Genomic DNA, 16,850 nt, shown 5'->3' with positions numbered 1-16,850 from the left:
CATGATCCTGCGCGTCACGTCGGCTGGGCGGGCTGCGGCACGGGGTCCGGGAACCGGGGGGTTTCCATGGCGTGCTCGGCATGTCGCCGTGTTCTTGTCGCCGCGGCCGTTTCGGCGTTTTCGGCGGCGGCCGCGTCCGGGTGCGGCGAGGTGCGGCGGGCGGCCGTCCCGGATGTCGCGGTGATACGGGTTCCGGCGGGGTTGACGACGGCTGCGGCGCTACGCCAGGAGGACGTTCCGGACGGGTTCCTGCCCGCCGACGACCAGGAGGTCTTCCGGGGGATGCGGCCGTCCGATCCGGATTGCGGGCGGTTGCTGAAGATGGTGGACGACGCGAGCGCTAGGTCGTCCGCCGCGGACCGGGACGTCCCGCAGACGCATGTGGCGTTCTACCGGGCGGATCCGGCGGCGAGCCTGGTGGAGCACGTGCTGCGGCTGCCGTCCGGGGAGGCGGCGAAGCGCGTGGACGCGGCGCGGGAGGCGGTCGCGGGCTGCCCGGCGATCGATTTCGGCCAGTCGGGGGACGCGGGCTGGGACGGTCGCGGGTTCGACCAGGCGGGCCTCGTGCGCAGGCGCCTGAGGCATTCGGGCGGGATGGACGACGCGCTGGCCGTCCGGTACAGCCATCCGGACGGCGACCGGCGGTACGGGCTGGACGTGATCTTCGCGCGGAAGGGCGACGACCTGCTGGTGCTCGCCGCGCCGGGGGAGTTCACGGGCGGCGGCGAGCGCCGGCTGCGGACCATGGAGGCGCGGGTGCTGCGCAGGCTGGTGAAGGCGCACGACGACGAGAAGGTCGTCCTGACGCCGACGCGCACCGAGACGCCGACGCGCACCGAGACGCCGGATTCCGCCGAGTCGCAGACGCCGACGCCGCTGCCGTAGAAGGCCGTGCCCAGGAGGCGGTGCCGGTGAAGGGGCAGGTCAGAGGGTGGCGGTGAGGGCGCCGTCGGGGGCGGCGACGAGGACGGGGGCCTTCGCGCCCAGTTCCCGGACGGCGGCGACGTCCGCGTCGGACGCCGTGCCGGTGGTGACGAGCGCGGCGGCCTCGAGGTCCTCCGCGCCGCTGGACACGGCCATGGCGACCGCGACCTGGAGCGCCGACAGCTTGAGCGACGGCAGGTCGACGCTGGTCGCGGCGTAGGTGCGGCCGGTCTCGTCGCGCACGGCCGCGCCCTCGGCGGCGCCGGTGCGGGCCCGGGAGGAGCGGGCCAGCGTGATGATCTTGGAGTCCTCGGCGTTCAGCTCGGTCACGCCCGCAAGCCTACCGACGGCCCGTTCGCAAGCGGCCGCCAAGTGGGCGGCAAGAGGGGCGGGGCAGCCTTGCGGCGTTCCGTTTGCGACGTCTCTGGGGGCCCGAGCATGTCCCGTTTGCTGTACCGACTGGGGAAGACCGCCGCGCTGCGGCCCTGGCGGATGATCCTTGTCTGGCTGGTCGTGATCGGCGCGTTCGGCGGCCTGGCCGCCGCGTTCGGCGGCGCGACCCACGACAACTACCGGCTCTCGGGGAGTGGCGCGCAGCAGGCGTCCGATCTGCTGTCGGACCGGTTCCCGGCGCTGTCCGGGGCGGACGCGCGGGTCGTCGTGCACAACCCGTCCGGGCAGGTGGACCAGGCCAAGCTGGTGGCCGCATGGACGAGGCTGCAGGCGCTGCCGCACGTGGCGGGGGTGGATCAGGCGCCGCCGGGGAAGGGCGGCGCGACCGCGCTGCTGACCGTCCGGTACGACGTGCAGGTGACCGACCTCGAGCCCAAGCCGTCACTCGACCGGCTGAAGGGCGCGACCGCCGACCTGAAGGCGGCCGGGTACAAGGTCGACTTCGGCGGGCAGCTGCCGGAGAACGTGAGCTCGCCGGGCGGCGTCGGCGAGGGCGTCGGCATCGTCGCGGCCCTGGTCATCCTGTTCCTGGCGTTCGGGTCGGTCGTCGCGGCCGGGCTGCCGCTCGCGGTGGCGCTCGCCGGGCTCGGCGTCGGCGTCTCGGGGATCACCCTGCTGGCCGCCGCGACCGACATCGCGACGACCGCGCCGACCCTCGCGATGATGGTCGGGCTCGGCGTCGGCATCGACTACGCGCTGTTCATCCTGACCCGGCATCGTGAGGGCCTCGCCCAAGGGCTGGCGGTGCCGGAGGCGGCCGGACGCGCGACGGCGACGGCGGGCCTGTCCGTGCTGTTCGCCGGGTTCACCGTGCTGCTCGCGCTGTGCGGGCTGCTGCTGTCGGGCATCCCGGTCTTCATGACCATGGGATTCGCGACCGGCCTGGTGGTCGCCGCGACCGTGCTGAGCGCGCTCACGCTGCTGCCCGCCGTCCTCGGCCTGGCCGGACGCCGCGTGCTGCGCCGCCGGGACCGGGCCGCGGACGCGGTCGTGCACACCGACGCGCCGCTGGTGCGCCGCTGGGCCGGGCATGTCGGACGGCACCCGTGGGCCTGGCTGCTGGCGAGCCTGGTGATCCTGCTCACCCTCGCGGCGCCCGCCGCAGGCATGCGGACGTGGCCGAGCGACGCCAGCAGCGAGCCGACGTCCAGCACCGTCCGGCGCGCCTACGACCTGCTCGCGGAAGGCTACGGGCCCGGCGCCAACGGTCCGCTGCTCGTCGCCGTCGACCTGCGGAAGGTGAACCGCGCCGAGCTGCCCGCGCTCCAGGAGCGCATCGCGCGCACCGAGGGCGTCGTGAACGTCGCGCCGCCGCAGACGTCCCTGGACGGCAGCGCCGCCGTGCTGGTCGCGACGCCCGCGTACGGCCCGCAGGACAAGCGCGGCCCCGCCGTCGTGGACCGGCTGCGCGCGCACGCCCTCCCGGACGGCGCGGAGATCACCGGCCTCACCGCGATCTACGTGGACCTGAACCGCCGCCTGGACGAGCGGCTCTGGCCCGTGATCGGCGTGGTGGTCGCGACCTCGTTCATCATGCTCATGCTGGTGTTCCGGTCCCTGGTCGCGCCGTTGAAGGCCGCCGCGATGAACATGCTCTCGATCGGCGCGGCGTACGGCGTGCTCGTCGCGGTGTTCCAGTGGGGGTGGGGCGCGACATTGCTGGGGTTGCCGCACAGCGTCCCGGTGTCGAGCTTCATCACCCTGCTGATGTTCGTGGTGCTGTTCGGCGTCTCGATGGACTACGAGGTGTTCCTGCTCTCCCGGGTCCGGGAGGACTGGCTGCGCACCGGCGACGCGCGGGGTTCGGTCGGGTCCGGGCTCGCCGCGACCGGCCGGGTGATCTCCAGTGCCGCGCTGATCATGGTGGCGGTGTTCGCCGGGTTCGCCTCCGACCCGAGCCTGGTGATCAAGCAGATGGGCGTGGGGCTGGCCGTCGCGGTGGCGCTGGACGCGACGCTCGTCCGGCTCGTCCTGGTGCCGGCCACGATGGCGCTGCTCGGACGGGCGAACTGGTGGCTGCCGAAGCCGCTGGAGCGCGTCCTGCCGGCGTTCGACCCGCACGGTTCGGTGGAGGAGAGCGAGGAGAGGACGCCCGTACCCGCCTGACCGTCCGGAACGGCCTGGAACAGCCCGGCGCGAGGGGCGAGCTCATCGTCCAGAGTGCCGGGCTATTAGGCTTTTGTCCGTGGTGGTGGCGGTGCGGGTTCTGGGGGCCTTCGAGGCCGTGGTGCGCGGGGAGCCGGCCGAGCTAGGCGGACCCCGCCAGCGGTCGGTGCTGGCCCGGCTCGTCGCCGCGCACGGACGCCTCGTCCCCGCCGACCGGCTCCTGGACGAACTGTGGCCGGACGGCGCGCCGCCCCGGGCCGCCGCCGGTCTCCAGTCGTTCGTGTCGCATCTGCGGCGCGCGCTCGAACCGGACCGTCCGCCTCGTACGCCCGCGCGGGTACTGGTGACGGCCCCGCCCGGCTACGCCCTGCGGCTCCAGCCGTCCGATGTGGACGCATGGCGGTTCGACGAGCTGGTGGAGCGCTCCGGCGAGGCCGCCGACCCCGCCGAGGCGCGCGAACTCGCCGAACAGGCGCTGGACCTGTGGCGCGGCCCCGCGTACGCGGAGTTCGCCGATCTGCCGTGGGCCGCCGCCGAGGCCGCCCGGCTGGACGAGCTGCACCGGCTCGCCGCCGAGCGCCGCGCGGAGGCGATGCTCGAGCTGGGAGCGGAGGCCGAGGCCGTCCCGGACCTGGAGACGCACACCGCCGCGAACCCGCTGCGCGAGGACGCCTGGCGGTTGCTGGCCCTCGCCCTCTACCGCGCCGGGCGGCAGGGGGACGCGCTCGGCGCGCTGCGGCGGGCTCGGGACGGCCTGACCGAGCAGCTCGGCGTGGATCCCGGACCGGCCCTGCGGGCGCTGGAGTCCGACATCCTCGCGCAGGCCGCGCACCTGGAGGCGCCCCGGCGCGCGCCGGAAGTCCTCCCGGCAACGGCCCGTCCAGCCCCGGCGTCGGCCTTCGCGCGGCCGCGGCTGCGCCTCGTTCCGCCGGGCGGCGAGGCCTTCGTCGGACGGGACGCCGAGACCGCGCGCCTCGCGGGCGCCGCGGAACGCGCCGGGGACGGCCGCTTCCAGGTCGTCCTGGTCGGCGGAGAGGCCGGGATCGGCAAGACGGCGCTGGTCGAGCGGTTCGCGCAGCGGACGGCGGCGGACGGCTGGCGGGTCGCGTGGGGCCGGTCCGAGGAGGCCGACGGAGCCCCCGCCGCCTGGTCGTGGGTGGAGATCCTGCGCGTCCTCGCCGCGGAGAACGTCCCGGACGCGGCCCTCGCCGGACGGCTCGCCCCGCTGCTCGACGACGCGTCCGCCGCGCACACCGACCTGGCCGCCGCCGACGCCACGACCGGGCGGTTCCGCCTGCACCTCGCCGTCGGCGACTACCTGGCGGGTCTCGCGGACGGCGGGCCGCTGCTGCTCGTCCTGGACGACCTGCACTGGGCCGACGAGGAGACGCTCGTCCTGCTGTCCCGGCTGCCGGAGCGGCTGGCCGAGCTGCCCGTCATGGTGGTCGGGACGTTCCGCCCGGCCGAGGCGGACGGCATGGCGGGCGCCCTCGCGCGACTGGCCCGGCACGAGCCGGTTCGGATCGACCTCGCCGGGCTGGCCGACGCCGAGGTCGCCGCGCTGGTCAGGGCGTCCTGCGCGGCCGAGGTCGGCGCCGGGGAGCTGGCCTCGATCGCCGAGCGGACCGGCGGGAACCCGTTCTTCGCCCGCGAGACCGCGCGGCTGCTCGACGCCGAGGGGCCGGACGCGGCGGCGCGCGGGGTGCCCGCGGGCGTCGGGGACGTGCTGCGCCGCCGCTTCGCCCGGCTGCCCGGGGACGCGCTGACCGTCCTGCGGCACGCGGCCGTCGCCGGGGCGGAGACCGACGTCCGGGTGCTGACCGAGCTGTCCGGCGGGGACGAGGACGCCGTCCTGGACGCGGTGGAGGCGGGCCTCGCCGCCGGGCTGGTCACCGAGCCCGCGCCCGGCCGGATGCGGTTCGCGCACGCCCTGGTCCGCGACACGCTGTCCGCCGGGCTGTCGGCGGCCCGCCGCACCCGCCTGCACGGCCGGATCGCCGCGGCGATGGAGACGCACGCGCCCGGCGAGGTCGGCGCGATCGCCCACCACTACCTCGAAGCGGGCACCGACCCGGAGCGGGCCGTCCGGTACGCGACGCTCGCGGCGGGCGCCGCGGAAGCCCGGTTCGCCTACGCCTCGGCCGCCGAGCTCTGGGACCGCGCCGCGTCCGCCCTGGACACCGGACGCGTCCGGGAGCGGCTGGAGCTGGAGATCCGGGCGATCCGGGCGTTCGCGCTGGCCGGGGCGGTCGTGCCGTCCCGGGAGCGGCGCGCCCGCTGCGTCGCCGAGGCGCGGGCGCTGGGCGACGTCGAGCTGCTGACCCGCACGATCATCGCGTTCGACGTGCCGACGCTGTGGACGGCCCGCGAGTACGGCGTCCTCGACACCGGGCTGCTGGACGCGGCGCACGAGGCCCTCGCGGGACTGCCGGACGACGCCGCCGAGCTGCGCGCCCGGCTGCTCACCATGATCGCCGTCGAGCAGGAGGGCGAGGCCGGAGACGAGGGCCCGCAGGCGGCCGATCAGGCGCTGGTCCTCGCCCGCCGCCTGGGCCGTCCGGAGCCCCTGGCCGCCGCCCTGAACGGTCGCTACATCAACGCCTACCGGAGCGCGGGCGACCGCCAGAGGCGGCACGAGATCGCGACCGAACTGCTGGAGCTCGCGACCGAGCACGGGCTGGGGTCCTACCAGGTCCTCGCCCACCTGCAGCTTCAGCAGGTGCACATGGCGTTCCTCCGGCTGGACGAGGCGTCCCGCCACCGCTCCGAAGGCCAGCGGCTGGCCGAGCAGTACGGCCTGCCCCTGCTGCGCCAGATCAGCGAGTGGCACCGGGCTCTCGGCCATGCCTTCTCCGCCGAGTACGACGACGCCGAACGCGCCTACCGTGAGGTCGGCGACGCCATCTCCCGGACGGGGATCTGGGCCAGCGAGCAGGGCGTGACGTTCTTCGGCATCTTCTGCCTTCGGCTCATGCGCGGGCGCGTCGCCGAGATGGTCGGACCGGCCGAGTGGATGGCCGAGAAGTGGCCGCAGGTCAGCGCTACCGCCGACCTCCTCGCGCTGGCCCTCGCAGCGGCCGGACGCCTGGACGACGCGCGCCGGGCGGTCGAGGGCGCGGGCCCGATCCGCCGGGACTACTTCTACGAGCTGGCCCTCGCCATCCGCGCCCGCCGCGCGATCGCCCTCGGCGACCGTGACCTGGCCGAACGCTGCCTCGCGGACCTCCTCCCGTTCGCCGACCACATCGCCGGGGGAACGAGCGCGGTCGCCACGATCGGGCCGATCGCGCAGACCCTCGGTGATCTGGCCGCGTTCCTGGGCCGTCCGGACGAGGCCGCCGGGCACTACCGGCTCGCGATCGAGATCGCCGGGCGGATCGGCGTCGAGCACTGGGCCCGGGCCGCCGCAGAGGCCCTGCGCGCCCTCGGAACACCGGCCGCCTGACCTGGCCGTCCGCCCCTCCGGAGGGTCCTCCGGCACGCCGGTGGACGAGGCGCTGCGTCGCGTCGGCGACAATTGGTGATGTGACATCGCCAGGATCGCCAGCAGAGACCCCGCAGCCCGAGCCGTTCAGGTCCGGGTTCGCCTGCTTCGTCGGACGGCCCAACGTCGGTAAGTCCACGCTGATGAACGCGCTGGTCGGGACCAAGGTGGCGATCACCAGCAGCCGCCCCCAGACCACCCGGCGGGCCATCCGCGGCATCGTGCACCGCCCGGACGCCCAGCTCGTCGTGGTCGACACGCCCGGCCTGCACAAGCCGCGCACGCTGCTCGGCGAGCGGCTGGACAGCCTCGTCCGGTCCACGCTCACCGAGGTGGACGTGATCGGCTTCTGCGTCCCGGCCGACCAGCCCGTCGGGCCCGGTGACAAGTACATCGCGCGCGAGCTGGCCAACGTCAAGGGGACGCCGGTCGTCGCGATCATCACCAAGACCGACCTCGCCACGCCCGAGCAGATCGCCAAGCAGCTCCTCGCGGTCGGGGAGCTGGGCGAGTTCGCCGACATCGTGCCCTGCTCGTCCGAGAACGGCTTCCAGGTGGACGTGGTCGGCGACCTGCTGATCAAGCACCTGCCGGAGGGCTTCGCGCTCTACCCCGAGGGCGACCTGACCGACGAGCCCGAGCAGGTCCTGGTCGCCGAGCTGATCCGCGAGGCGGCGCTGGAGGGCGTCCGGGACGAGCTGCCCCACTCGATCGCCGTCGCCGTCGACGAGATGGCGCTCCGCGAGGGCCGCGACGACTTCACCGACATCTACGCCCACCTGTACGTGGAGCGGGACAGCCAGAAGGGCATCATCATCGGGCACAAGGGCGCCCGGCTGAAGGAGGTCGGGCGGAACGCCCGCCACCAGATCGAGGCCCTGCTCGGCACCAAGGTCTACCTCGACCTGCGGATCAAGGTCCTCAAGGACTGGCAGCGCGACCCCAAGCACCTGCGCCGCCTCGGCTTCGACGACTGATCCGGACGCCGCGCTACGGCCGGTCCGGGGCCTCGGCCTCCGAGGCCCCGGGCGGCGACGACGGCCCGAACACCGGTTCGTCCGCTGATCCGGTGGCCGGCACGTCCGTCGGCCGGGCCTGGGCCTGCGCCCGCCGCGCGAACGGGCGGACCAGGCTGGTCCCGACGACCAGCAGGGACGCGCCGACGCCCAGGTACCAGCCGTAGTCGAGTGTCGCGCGGGTGTGCGAGGCGATCAGCGCGCCCTGCTCGCCGATCCGTTCGCCCGTCCGCTGCAGCCGCAGCGCGAACAGGACGCAGGCGATCAGCGCGAGCGAGCCGGGCAGCGCGGCCAGGGCCGCGATCCGGGAGTCCCGGCCGGCCGCCCCCCACAGCGCGACCACGGCCGCCGAGAGCGCCAGCACCGGCACCACCACGACGGTGCCGTCCGCCTCGATGCCCGCGACCGAGCCGAGATCGTCGCTGAGCGAGGTGCCGAGCAGCTCGGTGATCAGCTCCAGCCGCGCCCACGGCAGGAACGCCGAGACCAGCAGTGCCAGCGCGGCGAGGACCGTCAGCGCGCTCCAGACCGCCGCCGCGCGCGGCCGGGCGGGCACGGGGACGGGCGGCTCGGGGGAGGGCTCGGGCGCCGGATCCGGCGGCGGCTCCTCAGGCGGCAGGAACTGGGGCCGTCCCATGTCACCGGTCATGTGCCAAGCGTAAGGGGCCGGTACGACCTCGATCGCGTGGGGCGCGGGAGGCGGCCGGGATCGGTAGTTTGGACGGGTCCGTATTGGGAGGAGAGACCGGTGTTGCTCGTTTTCAGCCTTTCGGTGTTCTTCCGCGCCACGGGTGAGGGGACCTTCCACTGTCCGCGCTGCGGCGGCGACCGCGCCTACCGGCGCCGGGCCGCCCGCCGCTGGATCACCCTCTTCTTCCTCCCGGTCGTCCCGCTGCGCCGGCTGGGCGAGGTCGTCGAGTGCCGGGTGTGCCGGACCCGGTTCGCCGTCTCCGCCCTGCGCACGCCCACCGCGCAGCAACTCGCCGTCGCGCTCCCGGCCGGGATGCGCGCCGCCGCGGGCCTCGTCCTGCGCTCCGGCGACTCCGACGACGAGGCCAGCCGCGAGCGCGCCATCGAGGCCGTCATGGGCTACGGCGAGCTCGACTACGACGACCTGTGCATCGACACCGACCTCGACCTCCGCGACGCCTTCCTCGAGGAGGAGGTCGTCCGCGCGGGATCCGGCCTCGCGGTCGAGGCGAAGGAGTGGTTCCTGGCCCGCTGCGTCCGGATCGGCCTGGCCGACGGCCCCCTGGAGGAGCAGGAGCGCCGCACCCTGCACCACGTCGCGCAGCTCCTCGGCATGAGCCGGGCCCACGCCCTCGGCGTCATCACGATGACCGAGGCCGCGGCGCACTAATCTCTTTCTAGAACGCCGTCCCAGGCCGCGGCGGCTCGGAAGGACCCAGAAGGGGCGGGAGCATGGCGGACGCAGGAATCGCGCTGGTGCGGAGGCCGGGGTCGCGGCTGGCGGAGGGGCTGGTCACGCACATCGAGCGGCGGCCGGTGGACCTCGCCCTCGCGCGGCGGCAGCACGAGGCGTACACGGGCGCGCTGCGGGCGGCCGGGTGGGGCGTCCGGGCCGTCCCGGAGGCGGACGACGCGCCCGACGCGGTGTTCGTCGAGGACACGGTCGTGGTCTGCGGGGAGACGGCGGTGCTGACCCTGCCGGGCGCGCCGGAGCGCCGCGCCGAGGTCGCCGGGACCGAGGGCGTCGTCCGCGACCTCGGGCTGACCGTGGAGCGGATCACCGCGCCCGGCACCCTGGACGGCGGCGACGTGCTCCAGGCGGGCGACACCGTCTACGTCGGACGCGGCGACCGCACCAACGAGGAGGGCATCTGCCAGCTCGCCCGGCTCGTCGGCGGGCGCCGGGTCGTCCCGGTGGACGTGCGGGGCGCGCTGCACCTGAAGTCGGCGATGACCGCCCTCCCGGACGGCTCGCTCATCGGCGTCCCGGACTGGCTGGACACCTCGGCGCTGCCGGCCCTGCGGGTCGCGCCCGAGCCGTCCGGCGCGCACGTGGTCGTGCTCGGCCCGGACCACCTGCTGCTCGCCGCGTCCGCGCCGCGCACCGCCGACCTGCTCGCCGCCGAGGGCTTCCGCGTGACGGTCGTGGACATCGGCGAGTTCGAGGCGCTGGAGGGCTGTGTGACGTGTCTCTCCGTGCTCGTCCCGACACGCCGTTTCTGAAGGCGCTGGTAGACGGCCCGCGAGACACGGGCGTCTCAGATGGCGAGACCCGGTTTCCGTCTTCCGGATGCGATCTGTTAGCTTGACGAGCGTGTTCGTGGAACTGCTTCTCCTTAGCGGCCGCAGCGGGGGCCTGTAGACAGGTCGGCTCCCTCGCTGCGGGATTCTGACGTGAGCGTCGGCCGCAAGGACTGAGCAGAGGGAAGCAGGACCCACATGTATCCGCCTCAGAACACCTCCGGAATGCCCTTCCAGCGGTACAGGCCGTTCGCCCCGGTCAAGCTGGTCGACCGCACCTGGCCCGACCAGGTGATCACCGAGGCCCCGCGCTGGTGCGCGGTCGACCTGCGGGACGGCAACCAGGCGCTGATCGACCCGATGGACGCCCACCGCAAGCTCAAGATGTTCGAGCTGCTGGTCCGGATGGGCTACAAGGAGATCGAGGTCGGGTTCCCGGCGGCGAGCCAGACCGACTACGACTTCGTCCGGCAGATCATCGACGAGGACCGGATCCCGGACGACGTCGTGATCCAGGTACTGACGCAGGCCCGGCCGGAACTGATCGAGAAGACCTTCGAGGCCGTCCGGGGCGCGAAGCGGGCGATCGTCCACCTGTACAACTCGACGTCCACGCTGCAGCGGCGTGTGGTGTTCGGGCAGGACAAGGACGGCATCACCGCCATCGCGGTCGAGGGCGCCAAGCTGTGCAAGAAGCTCGCCGAGCAGATGGGCGACACCGAGATCCACTTCCAGTACTCGCCGGAGTCGTTCACCGGCACCGAGCTGGAGTACGCGGTCGAGGTCTGCAACGCCGTCAACGAGGTGTGGCAGCCGACCCCGGACCGCAAGGTCATCGTGAACCTGCCCGCCACGGTCGAGATGGCGAGCCCGAACGTCTACGCCGACCAGATCGAGTGGATGAACCGGAACCTGGCGTTCCGCGACTCGGTCATCCTGTCGCTGCACCCGCACAACGACCGCGGCACCGCCGTCGCCGCCGCCGAGCTGGGCTACCTGGCCGGGGCCGACCGCATCGAGGGCTGCCTGTTCGGCAACGGCGAGCGCACCGGCAACGTCTGCCTGGTCACGCTGGGCCTGAACATGTTCACCCAGGGCGTCGACCCGATGATCGACTTCTCCGACATCGACGAGATCCGGCGCACCGTCGAGTACTGCAACCAGCTGCCCGTCCACGAGCGGCACCCGTACGGCGGCGACCTGGTGTACACCGCGTTCTCCGGCTCCCACCAGGACGCGATCAACAAGGGCTTCGACCACCTGCGGCGGGACGCGGCGGCCGCCGGGGTACCGGTGGAGGCGTTCACCTGGGAGGTCCCGTACCTGCCGATCGACCCGCACGACGTGGGCCGGTCCTACGAGGCGGTCATCCGGGTCAACAGCCAGTCCGGCAAGGGCGGCGTCGCCTACGTGATGCGGACCGAGCACTCCCTGGAGCTGCCGCGGCGCCTGCAGATCGAGTTCTCCCGGGTCGTCCAGCAGCACACCGACGACCAGGGCGGCGAGGTCACGCCCGAGCGCATGTGGGAGATCTTCGAGGCCGAGTTCCTGGCGAACGGGCCCCGGGCCGGGCTGCTGGCGCACCGCGCCGCCTCCCGGGTGGACGAGAAGGACCGGCTGTCCTGCGACGTCCGGGTGAACGGCGAGATCCGCGAGATCGAGGGCATCGGCAACGGCCCGGTCTCGGCGTTCGAGGACGCCCTGGCGACCGTCGGCGTGAACGTCCGCGTCCTGGACTACGCCGAGCACGCGATGAGCGCGGGCGGCGACGCGCGCGCCGCGGCCTACGTGGAGTGCGACGTGGACGGGCAGACCGTGTGGGGCGTCGGGATCGACGGGAACATCGTCACCGCGTCCCTGAAGGCGATGCTGTCGGCCGTCAACCGCGTCGCCCGCGGGGTCTGACGCAGATCTTCGCCTGACCAAGGACTTTCCGGGTGCCTCCCGCGCGGGGGAGGCACCCGGAAATCTTTCTTCGCCCTGGTCACCGGGGTGACCGGGGCCGGGCCGCCACGAGTGGTCCGATCCCGGCCGCCCGGAGGCGTCCGGCCCTGGTCAGCCGCCGGAGCCGAGCACGTGGTGGACGAGTTCGCGCAGCGGTCCCGTGAGCTGCGCCTCGCCGACGGACGTGGCGTCGCCGTCGATATCGATGTCGTACACGAACTGGTCCGGTTTGCGTCCGGGCGGAGGCAGGGCGCCCAGGTCGACGCGGCCGACCAGCCCGTCCAGCAGGGGGTCGTCGGAGCTGTCGGCCTGACCGCGCCGCTCGATCCCGGCGAACCCGCCGCTTCGGACCACCGTCACCTTCATCAACGTTCTCCTCCGCTCTTCCCGCGGTCGTGAGGAATCCGCCCCTGGGGTGAGATTCTCACGATCACACGTGGACGCCCACCCCCGTCCACGCCTGCCGCACCGCGGTCACCTCGGCGGCGGACGACCCGTACAGCGTTCCCGCGGTGTCCACCGTCGCGGCCGCGAACCCGGCGAAGTCCACCGAGGACGACAGCTTGCCGCCCGTCAGCGTCCCGTACCAGATCCGTCCGGCCCGCTCCCAGGCGTGGCCGCCGATCGCGTCGGCGGCCAGGTAGAACGCCCGGTTCGGGATTCCCGAGTTGATATGTACCCCGCCGTTGTCACGGTACGTGTTGACATAGTGCGCCATGTCGGCGGGCTGGGGGTCCTTGCCCAGCTGGGGGTCGTCGTAGGCCGTGCCCGGCGCCTTCATGGACCGCAGCGCCTCGCCGTGCACGCCGGCCGCGAGCAGGCCCTCGCCGATCAGCCAGGCCGCCTGGTCGGCGGTCTGGCCGAGGTGCCACTGCTTGATCAGGCAGCCGAACACGTCCGAGATCGACTCGTTGAGCGCGCCGGACTGGCCGTAGTACTCCAGGGCGGCGGTGTACTGGGTGACGCCGTGGGTGAGCTCGTGCCCGGTGACCTCGAGCGGGCCGGTGAACTCGGTGAACAGGGTCCCGTCGCCGTCGCCGTAGACCATCTGCTTGCCGTTCCAGAAGGCGTTGTCGTAGCCCTGCCCGTAGTGCACGGTCGAGATCATGGGCAGGCCGGCGCCGTCGATGGAGTCGCGCTGGTAGGCGGTCTTGTAGAAGTCGAACACCACGCCGAGCCAGTCGTAGGCCTGGTTCTCGACGGGGTCGGCGACGGCGGCGGCGCCCTCGGTGCGCACGGTCCTGCCGGGCAGCGTCTCGGTGTGCTGGGCGTCGTCGATCGTCCGGTGGGGGGTGAAGTCCTGGGTCGCGGTGGGGGCGGCGACCGGCAGCACCCGGCGCTCGGTGCGCTGGGCGGTGCTGATCACGAGGCTGCGGCGGGCGGACTCGCGCAGCGCGGGATCGTCGGCCTCTCGGGAGAGGTGATCCAGGATGTGGGGCGGCACGATGGTGCATCTCATGGGACAACGCTGCCACCGCGAGGTCACCCGGACCACGTCTTCGGGCACAGTCGCGCGGCCGAATCCGGTCGCGGAGCGTGATGATCTCGTCGCGCGGCGCCGGATCATGCCGGGGATGCGCGGAGTGTGTGGAGATCGGGTGTTCCCGGGCGGGCGCATGCCCGGACGTGGGCGACAATGGGCGGGTGACCTTGTACCGCGACGAGGGCGTCGTCCTGCGCACACAGAAACTGGGCGAGGCCGACCGCATCGTGACCGTGCTGACCCGGCGCACCGGCCGGATCCGCGCGGCGGCCAAGGGGGTCCGCAAGACCAAGTCCCGGTTCGGGGCGCGGCTGGAGCCGTTCACCCACGTGGACCTGCAGCTCTACGAGCGGCGCTCGCTCGACCTGATCACCCAGGCCGAGACGCTGCGCCCGTACGGCCAGCGCCTGGTCGTCGACTACCCGCGCTACACCGCCGGGACGGCCATGCTGGAGACCGCCGAGAAGCTGACCGCCGGCGAGCGCGAGCCGGCGCTGCGGCAGTTCCTGCTGCTGCTCGGCGGGCTGCGCACGCTGGCGGACGGCTCGCACGACCCGCGGCTGGTGCTGGACGCGTTCCTGCTGCGGTCGCTGTCCGTGGCGGGCTGGGCCCCGGCGCTGGACGAGTGCAGCCGCTGCGGCGACCGGGGGCAGCTGCGCGGCTTCTCCATCGCGGGCGGCGGCGCGATGTGCGCCCGCTGCCGCCAGCCGGGCACGGCGACGCCCGCGCCGCCGACGTTCGCGCTGATGCTGGCGTTGCTGCGCGGCGAGTGGGACTATGCCGACGACTCCGAGCAGCGGCACCGGGTGGAGTGCAGTGGCCTGGTGGCCGCCTACCTGCAGTGGCACCTGGAGCACGGCATCCGCTCGCTCCGCCACGTCGAGCGCGACACCGGCGCGCGGGAACGCCGTGCCAGCAGCGTGCTGGAGCACGGTGCCGCCGGCGCGCCGGAGCACGGTGCCACCGGCATGCCGGAGCACGGCGACACCGGACCCGACGACCCCGCCGGTCCCGGCGGGACGACCGACAGGGAGACAGTTTGAGCAGGGCCGCCGTTGAGCCGCCGTACCCGCACCCGACCGGGGCGCGCCCGCCCGCGATCCCGAGCGAGCTGGTGCCGCGGCACGTGGCCATCGTGATGGACGGCAACGGGCGCTGGGCCAAGCAGCGCGGGCTGCCCCGCACGGAGGGGCACAAGCGCGGCGAGGACGCGCTGTTCGACGTGATCATGGGCGCGATCGAGCTGGGCGTCCCGTACGTGTCGGCGTACGCGTTCTCGACCGAGAACTGGCGCCGCTCGCCGGACGAGGTCCGCTTCCTGATGGGCTTCAACCGGGACGTGATCCGGCGCCGCCGCGACCAGCTGAACTCCATGGGCGTCCGGGTGCGCTGGGCCGGGCGGCGGCCGCGGCTCTGGCGCAGCGTGGTCAAGGAGCTGGAGGACGCCGAGGCCATGACCCGCGACAACGACGTCCTCACCCTGCAGTTCTGCGTGAACTACGGGGGCCGCGCCGAGATCGTGGACGCCGCCGCGCAGCTCGCCCGGGACGTCCGGGACGGCCGGGTCAACCCGGACAAGATCAACGAGAAGACGTTCGCGAAGTACCTCGACGAGCCGGGCATTCCGGACGTGGACCTGTTCCTGCGCTCGTCCGGGGAGCAGCGGACGTCCAACTTCCTGATCTGGCAGTCGGCGTACGCGGAGATGGTGTTCCTGGACACGCTCTGGCCCGACTTCGACCGCCGCCACTTCTGGCACGCCTGCGAGGTCTACGCCAGCCGCGACCGCCGCTACGGCGGCGCCGAGCCGAACCCGGTGCCGGTCGCGCCGTCCGCCTGACCCTTCCGTCCGGCCGTGTCATCCCGGTGACGCGGCCGGTCCGCGGCGTATAGTCGATAATCCCTACCTGATTGATTGACTTTTGGTCGCGGGCGGCCTACCTTCGTCCGCATGGCGTACCGTCTCCTGGACCTGCCGCCCGCGCCCTGCGCGGAGGCGGTCTGCGTGGAGCCCGTGGCGGGACGGATCGGCGCGGCGGTCACGGGCGTCCGGCTGGCCGATGGGTTCGACGACGGCACGGCACGCTTGCTGCGCCGGGCGCTGCTGCGGCACAAGGTGCTGTTCATCCAGAGCCAGAACGGCTTCGGCGTCGCGGAACAGACGGCGCTCGCCGCGCTCTTCGGCGAGCCCGCGCCGCCCGTCGAGCGATCCGGTCGCCTGGAGTGTTCCGACCGCCCCGCTCACTCCGGCTGCCCGGCGGCCTGGCACACGGACGGGAGCGGCACGATGCGTCCGCCGGGCGTGTCGGTGCTGCACGCGCTGAGCGTCCCGCCGGTCGGCGGCGACACCGTGTGGGCGAACACCGCGACCGCCTACGACGGCCTGCCGGTCGAGTTGCGCGAGGTCGCCGACCGGTTGTGGATCGAGCACGCGGGCCCGGACGGCGGGCTGGAGCACCCGCTGGTGACCGTCCATCCGGAGACGGGGGAGCGGGTGCTGCTTCTGGGCGCGTTCGCGCGGCGCGTCGCGGGCCTCAGCGACAGGGCGGACGCGGACGCGCTGATCCGGCTGTTCCAGGGCCATGTGACGGCGCTGGAGAACACCGTCCGCTGGCGGTGGCGGCCGGGCGACGTGGTGGTCTGGGACAACCGCGCGACCCAGCACCGGGACGTCCTCGACGCCTCGGAGCGGGCGGCGGGGCGGCGCAGGCTCAGACTCGTGACCTGCGCCGGAAGCGCCCCGCTCCCGCTCCACCCGAGGATGGAGCGGGAGTCGGCGCGCCGGATCCGGGCTAGGCGAGCGCCGCGTCCAGAGTGATCTTCGTGCCGGCGAGCGCCTTGCTCACCGGGCAGTTGGTCTTGGCGTCCTGCGCGGCCTTGTCGAAGTCGGCGGCCGACAGGCCGGGCACGCTCGCCCGGACGGTCAGGTGGATCCCGGTGATGCCCTCACCGGGCTGGAAGGTGACCTCGGCCTTGGTGTCCACCTTCTCCGGCGGCGTCCCGGCCCCGGCGAGGCCGTGCGAGAGCGCCATCGAGTAGCAGGTGGAGTGCGCGGCCGCGATGAGCTCCTCGGGGCTGGTGCGCCCGTTCGGCTCCTCGGCCCGGGACGGCCAGGTGACCTCGTACGTGCCGATCTTGGACGAGTCCAGCGAGACCGTCCCCTTGCCGCCCATGAGCGGGCCTTCCCAGTGTGCGTTGGCGATGCGTGTGGTTGCCATGGGACTGATTC

General features: G+C 73.7%; 14 protein-coding genes and 1 pseudogene. 10 read left to right on the top strand and 5 right to left on the bottom strand.

Annotated elements, in window-relative coordinates; all coding sequences use genetic code 11:
• The first annotated feature begins 201 nt into the window (after positions 1–201).
• Positions 202–885 (top strand): hypothetical protein, encoded by a 684-nt coding sequence (locus AB0L06_RS15320; protein ID WP_500231611.1) that lies wholly within the window; start codon positions 202–204, stop codon positions 883–885.
• A 39-nt stretch (positions 886–924) separates the two neighbouring features.
• On the opposite strand, the gene AB0L06_RS15315 is transcribed toward AB0L06_RS15320, so the two are convergent.
• Positions 925–1,254 carry a cytidine deaminase-like protein gene (locus AB0L06_RS15315; protein ID WP_500231610.1) on the bottom strand — a complete coding sequence of 110 codons (330 nt, stop codon included), beginning with the start codon at positions 1,252–1,254 and terminating at the stop codon, positions 925–927.
• Between the two features lie 108 nt (positions 1,255–1,362).
• Here AB0L06_RS15315 and AB0L06_RS15310 point away from each other — a divergent pair, with 108 nt between their 5' ends.
• The 3 genes from AB0L06_RS15310 to era all read left to right on the top strand — a co-directional run bounded on the left by AB0L06_RS15310 (position 1,363) and on the right by era (position 7,944).
• The gene (locus AB0L06_RS15310; RefSeq protein ID WP_500231609.1) at positions 1,363–3,483 is read left to right on the top strand and encodes an MMPL family transporter; all 2,121 of its coding nucleotides are present in this window, start codon (positions 1,363–1,365) and stop codon (positions 3,481–3,483) included.
• Positions 3,484–3,562: 79 nt separating this feature from the next.
• Positions 3,563–6,928: an ATP-binding protein gene (locus AB0L06_RS15305; protein WP_500231608.1), complete on the top strand. Its 3,366-nt coding sequence runs from the start codon at positions 3,563–3,565 to the stop codon at positions 6,926–6,928.
• Positions 6,929–7,008: 80 nt separating this feature from the next.
• Complete coding sequence (gene era, locus AB0L06_RS15300; protein ID WP_500231607.1) at positions 7,009–7,944, top strand: GTPase Era; 936 nt, start codon at positions 7,009–7,011, stop codon at positions 7,942–7,944.
• 13 nt (positions 7,945–7,957) lie between these two features.
• Here the strand turns inward: era and AB0L06_RS15295 are convergent, their stop codons facing one another.
• A complete protein-coding gene (locus AB0L06_RS15295; RefSeq protein WP_500231606.1) occupies positions 7,958–8,632 on the bottom strand; it encodes a hypothetical protein in 675 nt (224 codons plus the stop codon).
• Positions 8,633–8,731: 99 nt separating this feature from the next.
• Here AB0L06_RS15295 and AB0L06_RS15290 point away from each other — a divergent pair, with 99 nt between their 5' ends.
• The 3 genes from AB0L06_RS15290 (at position 8,732) to leuA (ending at position 12,099) form a co-directional block, all read left to right on the top strand.
• Positions 8,732–9,343: a hypothetical protein gene (locus AB0L06_RS15290; protein WP_500231605.1), complete on the top strand. Its 612-nt coding sequence runs from the start codon at positions 8,732–8,734 to the stop codon at positions 9,341–9,343.
• A 62-nt stretch (positions 9,344–9,405) separates the two neighbouring features.
• A complete protein-coding gene (gene ddaH / locus AB0L06_RS15285; RefSeq protein ID WP_500231604.1) occupies positions 9,406–10,176 on the top strand; it encodes a dimethylargininase in 771 nt (256 codons plus the stop codon).
• Between the two features lie 216 nt (positions 10,177–10,392).
• Entirely contained in the window at positions 10,393–12,099 is a 1,707-nt protein-coding gene (gene leuA / locus AB0L06_RS15280) for a 2-isopropylmalate synthase (RefSeq protein ID WP_500231603.1), read from the top strand.
• 150 nt (positions 12,100–12,249) lie between these two features.
• Here leuA and AB0L06_RS15275 read toward each other — a convergent pair whose 3' ends face one another.
• Together AB0L06_RS15275 and AB0L06_RS15270 are read right to left on the bottom strand one after the other, a co-directional pair.
• The gene (locus AB0L06_RS15275; protein WP_500231602.1) at positions 12,250–12,504 is read right to left on the bottom strand and encodes a protealysin inhibitor emfourin; all 255 of its coding nucleotides are present in this window, start codon (positions 12,502–12,504) and stop codon (positions 12,250–12,252) included.
• Positions 12,505–12,568: 64 nt separating this feature from the next.
• The gene (locus tag AB0L06_RS15270) at positions 12,569–13,597 is read right to left on the bottom strand and encodes a M4 family metallopeptidase (protein ID WP_500231601.1); all 1,029 of its coding nucleotides are present in this window, start codon (positions 13,595–13,597) and stop codon (positions 12,569–12,571) included.
• 185 nt (positions 13,598–13,782) lie between these two features.
• On the opposite strand from AB0L06_RS15270, the pseudogene recO reads away from it, so the two are divergent.
• The 3 genes and pseudogenes from recO to AB0L06_RS15255 all read left to right on the top strand — a co-directional run.
• Positions 13,783–14,508, top strand: a pseudogene (gene recO / locus AB0L06_RS15265) (DNA repair protein RecO); the annotation flags it as partial.
• 152 nt (positions 14,509–14,660) lie between these two features.
• Complete coding sequence (locus AB0L06_RS15260; RefSeq protein WP_500231600.1) at positions 14,661–15,461, top strand: isoprenyl transferase; 801 nt, start codon at positions 14,661–14,663, stop codon at positions 15,459–15,461.
• A gap of 111 nt (positions 15,462–15,572) precedes the next feature.
• Positions 15,573–16,439 (top strand): TauD/TfdA dioxygenase family protein, encoded by an 867-nt coding sequence (locus AB0L06_RS15255; RefSeq protein WP_500231599.1) that lies wholly within the window; start codon positions 15,573–15,575, stop codon positions 16,437–16,439.
• Here the strand turns inward: AB0L06_RS15255 and AB0L06_RS15250 are convergent.
• Positions 16,414–16,839, bottom strand: a complete 426-nt coding sequence (locus tag AB0L06_RS15250) for an OsmC family protein (RefSeq protein WP_500231598.1) — start codon at positions 16,837–16,839, stop codon at positions 16,414–16,416. The genes AB0L06_RS15255 and AB0L06_RS15250 overlap by 26 nt on opposite strands.
• Positions 16,840–16,850 lie beyond the last annotated feature (11 nt).

The organism is Spirillospora sp. NPDC052269 (genome assembly GCF_040679435.1).
Lineage (GTDB): Bacteria > Actinomycetota > Actinomycetes > Streptosporangiales > Streptosporangiaceae > Spirillospora.
Note: the sequence above shows the minus strand (reverse complement) of the source record. Positions and strands in the feature narration are given on the sequence as shown.

What these genes read in the sequence shown, in the direction of transcription:
- AB0L06_RS15250 (WP_500231598.1), bottom strand. Translation starts at nt 16,839, where the DNA reads ATGGCAACCACACGCATCGCCAACGCACACTGGGAAGGCCCGCTCATG.
- AB0L06_RS15275 (WP_500231602.1), bottom strand. Translation starts at nt 12,504, where the DNA reads ATGAAGGTGACGGTGGTCCGAAGCGGCGGGTTCGCCGGGATCGAGCGG.
- AB0L06_RS15270 (WP_500231601.1), bottom strand. Translation starts at nt 13,597, where the DNA reads ATGAGATGCACCATCGTGCCGCCCCACATCCTGGATCACCTCTCCCGA.
- AB0L06_RS15310 (WP_500231609.1), top strand. Translation starts at nt 1,363, where the DNA reads ATGTCCCGTTTGCTGTACCGACTGGGGAAGACCGCCGCGCTGCGGCCC.
- ddaH (WP_500231604.1), top strand. Translation starts at nt 9,406, where the DNA reads ATGGCGGACGCAGGAATCGCGCTGGTGCGGAGGCCGGGGTCGCGGCTG.
- AB0L06_RS15295 (WP_500231606.1), bottom strand. Translation starts at nt 8,632, where the DNA reads ATGACCGGTGACATGGGACGGCCCCAGTTCCTGCCGCCTGAGGAGCCG.
- leuA (WP_500231603.1), top strand. Translation starts at nt 10,393, where the DNA reads ATGTATCCGCCTCAGAACACCTCCGGAATGCCCTTCCAGCGGTACAGG.
- AB0L06_RS15255 (WP_500231599.1), top strand. Translation starts at nt 15,573, where the DNA reads ATGGCGTACCGTCTCCTGGACCTGCCGCCCGCGCCCTGCGCGGAGGCG.